Origin of the sequence: Furfurilactobacillus siliginis, from assembly GCF_001437435.1 — a bacterium.
GTDB lineage: Bacteria > Bacillota > Bacilli > Lactobacillales > Lactobacillaceae > Furfurilactobacillus > Furfurilactobacillus siliginis.
Map to the genome: position 1 here is coordinate 40,989 of NZ_JQCB01000009.1, position 12,360 is coordinate 53,348.

Sequence of the window (12,360 nt, forward strand, 5' to 3'; positions counted from 1 at the left end):
CTGCTCACGACTTACCGACTTTTATCCCACTCTCTTTTTTACGTCCAAAAATACACAAAAAAAAATCCGAGCTACGAATAGCCCGGATCACCTTACCTATTTGTCTAATCTCGTTAAACTTTAAATAGTGACTTTCAATGATGCACCAAGTCACTGAGAGGATGAGTATTAGTTTCAACTCATTGGAAATACTATAACACATTCAATTCTAAATAGCTAATCGTGACTATCCATCTTAAAAAGCGCACTCAATTCTGCTGCCAAATCTTGTAATCGCGAAGGTTCATTTACCTGAGGTATCTTATAGCCCACAAAGTATGGCGATACCACAAACCGTGGCACAATTTTACAAATCGTTGCGCCATCGACCACATGCACAAATAGATTATATGAATGACAACGCCCGCCAAAGTAGTCGTTCATTAAATAATGAACCACTTTTTGAATCGCATCAGCAAAGGCGTTCTCTTCATTCCCCACCTCACGAACGTTGATTTCGGTGAAGCCCATCACAGGCTCAACTGACACATTCATATCAACAGCACCAACTATTGGTACTGAAATCCCAGAAAAGTTTTTCGCGGTTAATGCGGCATCGACGTCAACGGCTTCCATGCCAACAATTTGCATATGCGGATGACGTAAGCTGCCGCCGGAAAGCGGACCAAAATTTTTATAAAAAGCGACTGACTGATACGCTGGATCCTGTCGCATTTGTCGCCAACACGACAGCGCAAAGTGAAAGATCCGACGGTTTTCAGTCACGGAATAATCAGCAATATCCCCGTTATGATCAGCATTTTCAATCACAACCGTTTGATTTGTCGCCGCTAACGTTCGAAATTTATTTGTTAACCAAATTGAGTCGCCCGACTGTGCCAGAATGTTTTCAAGATGAGCAACATCACAGAATGGGCAATAATCAGCTGCATGAATAATGTTTTCGGGTTTATTTTTGGCTATGGCTGGATCGAATACAAGTTGAGGTTGCATGACTATTTCCGCCTTTTCATGATTTATTCAAACTAAAAAGACGTCGGTCGCCAAACGGCACACGACGTCTTTTATACTGACACACGGATTAGTAATCCATTAATACCAGCGTGTCATAGTCCTTTAATTTTTCAAGTCCATTTAATTCCTTCAGCTGTAGCAAGAAGGCACATCCGACAACGATACCGCCCAATTGTTCAACCAACTTGATGGTTGCTTCAATCGTGCCCCCAGTAGCCAGGATATCATCCGTCACTAAGACCCGTTGACCAGGCTTAATAGCATCTTCGTGCATATATAAGGAAGCAGTCCCATATTCCAAAGCATAGTCTGCCTTAATTGTCGTCCGTGGTAACTTGCCCTTTTTACGTGCTGGGGCAAAGCCAATACCTAATTCATAGGCAACCGGACAGCCAACAATAAAACCACGGGATTCAGGTCCCACAACCATATCAACTTGGCGTTCACGCGCATAGCTCACAATCGTGTCAGTTGCTTGATGATACGCCTCACCGTCACCCATCAATGGTGAAATATCACGAAACATAATCCCTTTTTCAGGATAATCGGGAACAGTTGCAATGTACTTTGTTAAGTCTAAGGCCAATTTTCACAGCTCCTTTAAGCTTTGCTCATGGCTCCCAGCAACCATTGTTTCAGTTGGGGAGTCTTCGAATAGAGTAATTTTTCTTCGGTATCGATTCGGGTCAGCCGTTCATGATAGGCCGCAGCCGTTGTCAATTCCGCGTGTGGCGGCTGTTGCTCGCCATTCATCACGCCAGCCTCCATTTTAACAAATCCCACTTCAAAAAACAGCTGAATCATAAAAATGAGTTTGTCGCGGTCAATCTGCAAATAGTCGGCTAAAGTTGGTAACTGATGCGCAACATCCACATCGTGATGCGTCGCGACAAATTTGAACAACTTGCCGTATTCCGCGCGACTTGGCATACCGCTCAGATATGCTGATTCACGTTCGTAAAAGTACACGGTGAGTTCGTTAACCGTTATTTGCTGTAACACCTGTTCCAACACCGCTAAATCATCCGGACAATCAACAATGATCAAATGATCGATTGTCGTTGGCAAATCATCTTTACCAACCTGAATTGTCTTCGCGTTATCCGGTAAATAATCCGCCAATTGTTTGGCAATTTGGTCGTGGAAAAATAGGTACGTTGCAGGTGCGGTGAATAAGGTTTTCGCCAAATTATTAGTCCGTCCATCAACAATGGCGACCCCGCTCACACGTAAATCTTTAAGCATTAGCTGATAAGTCGTTTTGCCCTGCCACTTATTCGTCGACAGTGTCCCAATCACCGCAACATCGTCCGGATTTGCACTAACCTGCTCGAAATCTTCACCATGCCCAAACGCAATCGCAGGTACGTGATTTTGATCATCGTCTTGCAGCGTGAATTTCAAATGGTTCTTAGCAGCACCCATCGTTTTGATATCAGTCACAGTTGCCGGTTGCACTTCAAAAACTGGCTGTGGATTATCCGTCCCAAACGGACCAAGTTGGTGAATTGCGTCATAATCAGCCGCATTAATCTCAGCCAACGAAATGGTAGCGGCAACCGGCATGACCGGCCGTTTTGTTAAGTCAACATCTTGATCCAGACAGGCTTGCTCTAACGCATCTGCTAGCGTGGTCAGTGCGGCTTTCCCAACAGTTAGCCCACACGCCATTGCATGCCCCCCAAAAGCAATCAGTTGGTCACTGATTGGTGTGATGGCTTTGAATAAGTCGTAGCCGGCCACACTACGACCGGAGCCCTTTAACGTTTGTTTTTCGGTATTTTCACTCAACACTAGCGTCGGCTTGTGGGTTGCTTCAACAATCTTACTGGCAACAATCCCTAAGACACCTTCATGCCAATCTTTGCCGTAAATGATCAACGTGTGACGCGCACTATTTTCTGGTGTCTGTGCCTGTGCTAGCGCCGTTTCACTGATTTGCTTCACCAGCTGCTGACGCTCATCGTTTTTACCGTTGATTGTTTTGGCAAGTTCTTCAGCCCGGTCTTCATCAAAGGTCGTTAACAATTCAACAGCCGGATTCGCGTCCCCTAACCGGCCTAACGCGTTTAGTCGGGGGGCGATACCAAAGCCAACTGTCTCCTCAGTAACTGCAGATGCATCAACACCAGCCGCCTTCATCAAGGCCAACAATCCTGGACGTTGGGTGTTTTCAATAACCTGCAGCCCAAATTTAACAAGTGTGTGATTCTCATCATCCAATGGCACCAAATCCGCAATTTCACCAATTGCCACTAGGTCTAACTCATCACTAAGCTCATCGACTGACGCTTCCAGCAAGCCTTGGGCCACTTTGAAAGCAACCCCCACACCGGACAAGCCACCAAACGGATAATTCCCCTTTGGATGGCGCGGATGAATAATCGCCGCTGCATCCGGTAATTCATCTGGCAGCTCATGATGATCAGTGACAACGACATCTACCCCGCGTGCTTTTGCCGCACTGATTGCTTCATGCCCAGCGACACCGTTATCCACGGTCACAAATAACTGAGTGCCGGAATCAATCAAACGGTTAAAGGCAGCAACGTTTGGCCCGTAGCCATCATCGAAACGATTCGGAATGTAATAATTCACATTGGCGCCCAGTTGATCCAATGTTTCATACATTAAAGACGTGCTAGTTAACCCATCCGCATCATAATCACCGTAAACAGTAATCAAATCACCATTACCTACAGCCAGTTGAATGCGCTCGATTCCCTTTTGCATATCAAACATCGTGCTGGGGTCATGTAATGCCTCGGCAGTTGGCTGTAGCCATTGTTTTGCCTGCGTTGGATTCGTTAGTCCTCGGGCAGCCAGTAACCGGGCCATAAACGGTGATACATCCAAGGCGTCCGTTAACTGTGTCACTTGTTCTGGGTTGGCGGCTTTCGCCAATTGCCATTCATACTTCGACTCTAACACACCGTTTGCCTCCACTTTTTATCTCAAACCTAGAAAGGACGAAGGTGTCAATTGACGTTCCTTCGTCCGTTACCAGGTATTTATACCACATTAAACTTGCGGATGTTCTGTGTCTGATGTTGCTTTTTCTGGAACTTGTTGTGACAGCTTTTCGATTGTTGCGTCACGTTCATTTAACAATGTTTGTAGCTGTTCATTTTGATTCTTTAAAGTTGCTACCTGCGTCGTCAACGATTTTTGTTGTTCGACAGCCTGTTTCGTGTCGCGCTGGTCGCTTACCCGATTACCTGCAGAGACGAGCACGGCAATCAAAGCACCCAGTAACAAAACAACAATCAGGATTAAAATCAATGGCCAGTGGACCTTGGCAAAGCCAAAATTGATTGCGACCGTGTTCACGTTCAGGACGGCAAAAATCGCCACAATTAACGTCAGCACCAAACCAGCAATTAAACGACCTTGATTTTTCATGATGGATCCTCCGCACTAGCCTGTTGATGTTTACCGCGATCTTTGAATAGCTGTTCAATCACGAAATCACCACCATCAGGCCAGATGTGATAGACCTTAGACAACGCACTGAAGTATCGTGGCACAGTGATTTCACGCACATGATACCCAATTGTATCCACCAATCGTTCAGCCACCAACTGTGGTGTCACAGTGAAGTTCGCCACTTTAGCCAAGTAGTTTCCTGATTGATCCGCCACGTTGAAGAAGTTTGTCGCAACGGGACCCGGATTAACGGTTGTCACTTGAATGCCAAAAGGCCGCAGTTCCTGCCGCAACACATCACTGTACCCCACCACCGCAGTTTTGGTAGCTGTGTAAACAGCTGAGTTAGGCGTTGGAATTTTGGCAGCCACTGACGCCACGTTGATAATCGCACCATAATGCTTATCGATCATCGCACTCGCTAAACGCCGTGTAATGTAAATCAACCCGAGTACATTGACCCGAAACATTTGGTCGGTGACGGCGGGATCGGTATCAACAGCTGATTCCATATCACCAAAACCAGCTGCATTAATGACTACATCCACTGCCCCGACTTCATGATTGATCTTCGTTAATGTGTCATCAATGGCGCCTACCTGGCCTAAATCAACAGGAAAAGCATAGGCCGGCCGCCCTGAGTACAACATACACTGTTGGGCTACCTGGTTTAGTTTCAGTTCATTTCTGGCAACCAGCACCACAATGGCGCCTTTGCGTGCCACTTCAAAAGCAGCCGCCTGACCAATACCAGAAGACGCACCCGTAATCAAAACGATGCGGTTCTTTAAGTTGCGTAATTCCTTTAACTGACTTGAAAGATTCATCATCATTGTCACCTCAGCTACTGGCTGTTTCAGACAACCAGTTATTTTTTAAATGGAATATCAATTACATCAAAATCACGAACCACTTTGGCCCGTTTGAATGTTTGGCGTGCTTGTTGCTCAAGTTCCCTTGCACCACGTCCATTATAACGCGCCGAGATATGATTCATCAGCAGTCTGCCTGCATGTGCATCGCGCGCAACTTCTGCGGCTTGTTGACTAGTTGAATGATAGTAGTTATGTGCCATCTTACCTTCATCAGCAGCAAACGTACTTTCATGTACGAGCACATCTGCGTTCGCAGCCAGTTCAGTTGCCCGCCGTGTTTTACGCGTATCACCTAAGATTGTCACGATTCGTCCCTTTTGGGCTGCACCAATGAAATCTTGTCCATTAAATGTTCGTCCGTCTGGTAAAGTAACCGTTTTGCCGGCCTTTAACTGCCCATATACAGGACCTGAAGGAATGTCAGCAGCCCGTAGTTTATCTACCTGTAGTTCCCCGACATGGTCCTTTTCAACAACACGATAACCAAAACTCGTAATCTTGTGATCCAATCGCTTGCAAGACACTGTGAACGTCTCGTCATCAAAGATAATCCCGTCACCATTTAATTCAACGAACCGTAATGGATATGTCAGTCCCGATTCTGATAACCGTAAACTAGTCTGCACATATTCTTTAATGCCCTTTGGTCCATAAATTGTTAATGGTTCATCGCCACCTTGAAATGATCGTGAACTGAGCAGTCCAGGCAGTCCAAACAAATGATCACCATGCAAATGGGTGATAAATATTTTTTCGATCTTACGCGGTTTAATGGTCGTACTCAACACTTGATGCTGTGTGCCTTCACCACAATCAAATAACCAAATGGCATTGCGCTCATCCAACAACTTCAGTGCCAAACTCGACACGTTTCGTGCTTTGGCTGGCGAACCAGCACCAGTCCCTAAAAATTCAATTTCCATAACAATTGCTACCCTAATTTCTAATGTGTGATTTGTTAAAACCTGGCTGATGCACAGGCATTTAAAAACGACCAAATAAACTCGTAGTCCGCATTCAATTCTACTGAACTTAGGCTTAAAACACAATCGTCATCATTCATGATATGCTTGTCAGAAATAATGTCTTTATCCGAACGGAGATTACGATATGCGTCTTGTAGATTTTAATTTTTCAACGGCCGATTACGATCGGACACGGCCGCTTTTTATTTTAGCTGATCCAAAACCATTACCTGTGACAGAATTACGTCAGCAAGCTGACACACATCAATTAATTTTAGTAACCAGCACTGGCCGACCGTTGACACTTGATCAATTTGCAATGCGAACACAAAAAATCCCGGGCAGTTGGCGCATCGTCACGACGCACACAACTCCTCGGGAACTATTTGGTTATCGCTTAGTTGATGAAAAAGTTGTCTTCATGTAATTACTTATCTGTCGCAGCCACAACATCGTTTACTACTAACTTAGTGTAGGCGACACTACCGGTTGGATTTGGATGCACATGATCCGGACCAAACCAGCCCGGTTGGTTTTGACTCAACTGGAACCAGTCAATCAGATACATGTTCTTTCGCTGCTTTGCATTCACAGCCAGTAGCGCGTTAACTTGATTCTGCCAATTCTTAGTTGGCACCATCGTATTAACCCAAAAGACTTTGTGTTTAGGTCCAATTGCTTTCAACACTGCATCAATTTGCGGCTGTGTTAATGGTGCATTAGTACCCAAGTTAATTAAGACATTTGAGGCTAACAAATGTTGTTTCTTAAGCGAGGCAATCACGGTTGGCGCATCCCACACCTGACGTCCCACTTTGGCATCAACATATGCATGACCAAACACCGCCTGTAGATTATCGGCGTTATCCACCAAAATTGAATCACCCACCGCCGTTAATGAGCTATGTTGCGCTGCTAACGTTACCGACGGTTGTAAGCCAAATTGTTGACCAAGTTTACGTTGTTGGTCATTCAACTGTTTGTTAGCTGCTGTATTTGTTTGTTTTTCTTGTCGCGTAGAAGCTGTTAACGCAGTCTTCTGAGCGGCAATTTTTTTGTTCCGCGCAGCAGCTCGCTTACTGGCAGCATTGATGTGCTTGGTCACTGAATTGGTTGGCGCGGTTGCCTTGGCTGGCGCTTGCACAAACCCAACGAGGGTCGCTAACGTCATCACTGCCAAGATTCCCCCCGTCACACTACGAACAGGCATTGTCTGCCATGTCCGCGGTTGCCGTAAGGTCTGCCAAACAGCCGTCCAATTTGTATGCGCAAGTGGTTCTTCAACAAAGTGGTACGACAACTCCGTTAAGATCAAAATGATCGCTAATTCCACTAAGGCATTAAAGAAACTGTGCCGAGCAACGTTGACAACCTTCAATTCATAAAAGACCATCACAGGAAATTGATACAGGTAAATCCCATAACTGCGTTTCCCAATCCAACTAAAAACAGGATTCGATAGCCATTTATTCCAACTAGCACCTGGATGCACGATGACCGCAATCATCAACGTGGCAAAAATCGCGAAGATAAACATACCACCGCGATAAGTTCCTGCGTCAGTACCTGACAGCCACCAATACATGGCAAACATCACAATCATACTGACGGATCCCACAATGTTAAGTAACCGCCGTCCTTCAGGTTGTAACGTTGGATTCAAATGGCGAGATGGCCAAACAGCGGCCAATGACGCACCCAACAACAACGAGAACGCCCGTGTATCTGTGCCATAGTAAACGCGGTTGATGCTGTCATCCCCATGGTATAAAACACCCATCATAACGGCGGACACAACTGCTAAGCCTAACAAAACACCGGCAATCCGACTACGTTTCTTTAAAAACCGGACCAAAAGCCAGATGATGACTGGCCATAATAGGTAAAACTGGCCTTCAATCGATAACGTCCACAGATGTGTAAACGGTGATTCACCGTTGAACCGGTCAAAATAAGACTGCCCATGACCGATTTCAAACCAGTTATACACATACGTCAGGTTCGTTAAAATAACAGCACGCAATCCGCCTAACAATTGACGCGCAAACAACGTGATGTACGCGCTGGTCACAACCAGCATCGTGACTAGCGCCGGATAAAGTCGTTTTAGACGTCGACCATAGAATTGTCTTAGTGCTAATGGTTGATTCTTTCCCAATTGGTTTAAAAAACTATCAGTGACCAAATACCCCGTCAGTCCCAGAAAAATCGGAACCCCGAGAAACCCACCGGGTAATGCTGCCGGTAGCAAATGATATAAAATAACGCCCAGTACGGCAAAGGTCCGTAGACCATCAATTCCAGTAATGTAGCGTCGTGGTGCCGACGTAGATGCTGCTTGCATAACAAAACCTCGAAATTAGTAACTGATTAATTTAATTATTCAATAAAATCAAAGGTGAAGTCGAGAATTTGAACAACGTCGCCGTCCTTCGCACCTGCTTCACGCAAAGCATCGTCAACACCCAATCCACGTAACTGCCGGGCAAAACGAACCATACTTTGTTCATGTTGCGTGTTGGTCATCTTAAATAGTTTTTCAATCTTATCGCCTGAAAGAATCCACACACCGTCTTCATCCTGATTAACCACAAAAGCTGGTGTTTCATCTGGATTGAAGGTGTAGGTAACACCGGCTGTTTCTTCCACTTCGGGAACAAAGGCTGGTGTTTCATCCAGTAAGCTGGCCGTTGCTTGAATCAACGGTTGTAAACCAGCATGTGAGACTGAGGAAATTGCCAGCACCTGAGGCTTGTTTGGCAACGAGTCATCTGTTTCCAAAGCCTTTTTAAAGGCCTCAAAACGCTCTTGTGCGTCTGGTAAATCCATTTTGGTTGCCACAACAATCTGTGGCCGTTCCAATAGCGATTCATCATAACTCGCCAATTCTTTATTGATGGCATGAAAGGCATCGATAGGCGTTTGCGTCTGCTCTTCATCCATAAATTCATCGCCGCCCATGGCAACTAGATGCAGTAATACCCGCGTCCGCTCAACATGGCGTAGGAACTGGAAGCCTAACCCCACACCATCACTGGCACCTTCGATCAAACCAGGCAAATCAGCCATAACAAAGTCACGCCCATCTTCTAAACGAACCATACCGATATTCGGGTCGATTGTTGTGAAGTGATAGGCGCCAATTTTAGGCTTAGCGTTGGTGATGACCGACATCAAGGTTGATTTTCCAACAGACGGAAACCCAACTAAACCAACATCAGCCAATAATTGTAATTCCAAACCAATTTTAAATTCCTGCCCTGGTTCCCCATTTTCAGAGATCTCTGGTGCAGGGTTCTTAGGTGTCGCAAACCGAATGTTACCACGACCACCACGACCACCCTTGGCAATCACTAAGCGTTGTCCAGGTTCTGTTAAATCACCCAAAACTTCACCTGTTTCAAGGTTTCGGATGATAGTTCCTCCTGGCACTTTAACGATCAGGTCATCAGCGGAACGGCCAGTCATCCCCTTGCTCATGCCGTTCACACCATGTTTCGCCTTGTAGTGGCGATTATACCGGAAGTCCATCAAGGTCCGTAGACCTTCGTCCACAACCATCACAACACTACCGCCGCGACCACCGTCACCCCCGAAAGGGCCACCATTAGCCACGAATTTTTCACGACGGAACGCAACGATCCCGTTCCCACCGTTTCCTGCTTTTACTTCAATTGTTGCTTGATCCACAAACGCCATTTTTAAGTTGTCTCCGTCTTTTCTATCAGTGAATGCGTCTGGAACATAAATGATGCTGCTGCCAGACACAGTTTCTTTTCTAAATCCAAATTGCGAAAACGTGTGCCAAAGGTCAAATTCCCGTCACAACTTCTGGTCCACACACGCGTTAGTTCGCTCACACCATTGTACAGTGCGAGGCCGCGCTGGTCAAAACCCAATCACGCCACAAACTAAAAAGAACGCGGCCTTCATTGACGAACACTGCGACACGCACGATTGCTTGCTACAATCCAGCAAACCAATCATGTTTTGCACAGCCATCAACGCTGCCCCGTTCCATAAAACACCTACTGTTGTTGCCGATCTAAATAACTCAGTGATTGCTGTGCCTCGCCGGCCACCATGGCAGCTACTGCAACGTGCACTGTCTGGGCCACTGTATCAGCGAGTCCGAGTTCATGTAATTCACTCGTTGGCGCAGCTGCAATCTTCTTTAGAGACCCATACTTTTTGAGTAACTTAGCACGGGTTTTTGGTCCCACTCCTTGAATCTGATCCAAACGCGAACTCAGCGAATTTTTGTTGTGCAGTTGCCGATGGAACGTAATGGCAAAACGGTGCACTTCATCTTGGATCCGTTGGAGTAAGTAAAAGCCCTGCGACTTTGGATCTAGGTTCAAATGATCATCTTGCTCACCAAACATTAGATCAGCGGTTTTATGATGGTCATTTTTGACCATCCCGGCTACTGGAATCGCCAACCCAAGTTCGTTTTCTAAAACATCCTTGGCTGCATTCATTTGAATCGCACCGCCATCCATCAAAATTAAGTCAGGTAAATCGGCGTGCTCTTTTAGTAACCTTGTGTAGCGTCTGCGAATAACTTCCATGGTACTAGCAGTTTCATCTGCATGATCGACAGTCCGTAGTTTATATTTACGATACAACTTTTTATTGGGTAGCCCCTCTTCAAACACGACCATGGCAGAAACTAAGTCAGCACCTTGCTCATGTGAATGGTCAAAGGCCTCAATTCTGCGAATCGGTGGCAAACCGAGAACGTCAGCAATTTCCTGCATGGCACCGGTCGTTTTGTGTTCATCTAGCTCCAACAAACGGAACTTTTCTTCCAAAACTAACCGGGCATTTTTACTGGCCATTTCCATTAAGTCACGGCGCACGCCTCGCTGTGGGATATTTACTGGTACATTCAGCACTTCTTCAATCGTTTCGCGACTATCAGCATCGATTTCAGCTGGCACCAAAATTTCACGTGGCAACACCGCATTTTTTCGATTGTAGAACTGCATGATAAACGTCTGCATTTCCTCAGCCGCTGTGGAGACGACTGGGAATAAGCGTTTTTCACGCTTCATTAACCGTGCTTGGCGAACAAAGAACACCTGAATGGAGAGCCACCCTTTGTCCATGTAAAAGTTAAAGATGTCGCGCGGCGTTTGGTCATTACTGATGATTTTTTGCTTTTCAACGGTAACGTCGATGTAATGCAATTGATCCCGTAAATCGGCTGCACGCTCAAATTCCATCTTGTCAGCTGCTTCACTCATTTGCGTTTGCAGATGTTTGATAACTCGTGCCGTATTCCCATTTAAGAAGGACTTGATGCGTTTGATTTGTTCTTCATAAGCACTTTCTGGGACCTCTTTGAAACAAGCCCCTAGACATTGCCCCATGTGATAGTACAAACAAGGACGCCCTTGGTAACCTGAACAACGCCGTAATGGATAGACCTTTTGTAAGAAATGCAGTGTTTCTTCAGCCGCATATACGTTTGGATATGGTCCAAAATAGTATCCACCATCCTTCTTAACATCGCTCGCAATAATAATGCGTGGGTCACGTTCATTCGTCACCTTAATGTACGGATAGCCTGTTCCACGTTTTAGCTTGATGTTGTAATATGGCTGATGTTTTTGGATCAGTGTAATTTCGAGTAAAAACGCTTCTTTGTCAGTCGACGTAATGATCGTTTCAAAGTCAACGATATGTGAGACCAACTGCGCCGTTTTGCCTTCATGACTACTCTTAAAGTAAGACCGCACCCGGTTCTTAAGGTTCTTCGCCTTACCAACATAAATGATGGTGCCATTGATGTCCTTCATCAAGTAACAGCCGGGCATCCCCGGCAATAACGCAAGCTTATGTTCAATGTGTTCAGATGCCACCAGGCCGCCTCCTGTCTCTGTTAAATCAGTAGTTAAATTATAACGCATGAACGCGTGTTCGCAAACCAAACCGACCTCACTACTTGGAACGTAAAAGAGTTTGGAACATAAGTTATCTGTCCCAAACTCTCATTTTGATTTACGAATTTAAATGGTGAAAACGTGGGACAAAAGTCAAGTCGCTGTGCAGACTACGAACCACCTACCGGATTG

At 45.6% G+C, this 12,360-nt stretch carries 10 protein-coding genes; 1 reads left to right on the top strand and 9 read right to left on the bottom strand.

The window, feature by feature from the left end:
* Nucleotides 1-216: 216 nt before the first annotated feature.
* The 6 genes from IV55_RS07345 to rnz all read right to left on the bottom strand — a co-directional run bounded on the left by IV55_RS07345 (nt 217) and on the right by rnz (nt 6,238).
* Complete coding sequence (locus tag IV55_RS07345; RefSeq protein ID WP_057810850.1) at nt 217-993, bottom strand: DUF4931 domain-containing protein; 777 nt, start codon at nt 991-993, stop codon at nt 217-219.
* Between the two features lie 88 nt (nt 994-1,081).
* On the bottom strand, nt 1,082-1,600 hold the full coding sequence (locus IV55_RS07350) for an adenine phosphoribosyltransferase (RefSeq protein ID WP_057810852.1): 519 nt from the start codon (nt 1,598-1,600) through the stop codon (nt 1,082-1,084).
* 14 nt (nt 1,601-1,614) lie between these two features.
* Complete coding sequence (gene recJ, locus IV55_RS07355; RefSeq protein WP_057810854.1) at nt 1,615-3,945, bottom strand: single-stranded-DNA-specific exonuclease RecJ; 2,331 nt, start codon at nt 3,943-3,945, stop codon at nt 1,615-1,617.
* Nucleotides 3,946-4,035: 90 nt separating this feature from the next.
* Nucleotides 4,036-4,416: a LapA family protein gene (locus tag IV55_RS07360; RefSeq protein ID WP_057810856.1), complete on the bottom strand. Its 381-nt coding sequence runs from the start codon at nt 4,414-4,416 to the stop codon at nt 4,036-4,038.
* Entirely contained in the window at nt 4,413-5,273 is an 861-nt protein-coding gene (locus tag IV55_RS07365; RefSeq protein ID WP_225425828.1) for an SDR family NAD(P)-dependent oxidoreductase, read from the bottom strand. Before IV55_RS07365 ends, IV55_RS07360 begins: the two co-directional genes overlap by 4 nt.
* A 35-nt stretch (nt 5,274-5,308) precedes the next feature.
* Nucleotides 5,309-6,238 (bottom strand): ribonuclease Z, encoded by a 930-nt coding sequence (rnz, locus tag IV55_RS07370; protein ID WP_057810860.1) that lies wholly within the window; start codon nt 6,236-6,238, stop codon nt 5,309-5,311.
* A gap of 187 nt (nt 6,239-6,425) precedes the next feature.
* On the opposite strand from rnz, the gene IV55_RS07375 reads away from it, so the two are divergent.
* Nucleotides 6,426-6,707, top strand: a complete 282-nt coding sequence (locus tag IV55_RS07375; protein ID WP_057810862.1) for a hypothetical protein — start codon at nt 6,426-6,428, stop codon at nt 6,705-6,707.
* On the opposite strand, the gene IV55_RS07380 is transcribed toward IV55_RS07375, so the two are convergent.
* From IV55_RS07380 to uvrC, 3 genes are all read right to left on the bottom strand, one after another.
* A complete protein-coding gene (locus IV55_RS07380; protein ID WP_057810864.1) occupies nt 6,708-8,624 on the bottom strand; it encodes an acyltransferase family protein in 1,917 nt (638 codons plus the stop codon).
* A 35-nt stretch (nt 8,625-8,659) separates the two neighbouring features.
* Nucleotides 8,660-9,979 carry a GTPase ObgE gene (gene obgE, locus IV55_RS07385; protein ID WP_057810866.1) on the bottom strand — a complete coding sequence of 440 codons (1,320 nt, stop codon included), beginning with the start codon at nt 9,977-9,979 and terminating at the stop codon, nt 8,660-8,662.
* 329 nt (nt 9,980-10,308) lie between these two features.
* Nucleotides 10,309-12,147, bottom strand: a complete 1,839-nt coding sequence (gene uvrC, locus IV55_RS07390; protein ID WP_057810867.1) for an excinuclease ABC subunit UvrC — start codon at nt 12,145-12,147, stop codon at nt 10,309-10,311.
* Between the last annotated feature and the right edge of the window lie 213 nt (nt 12,148-12,360).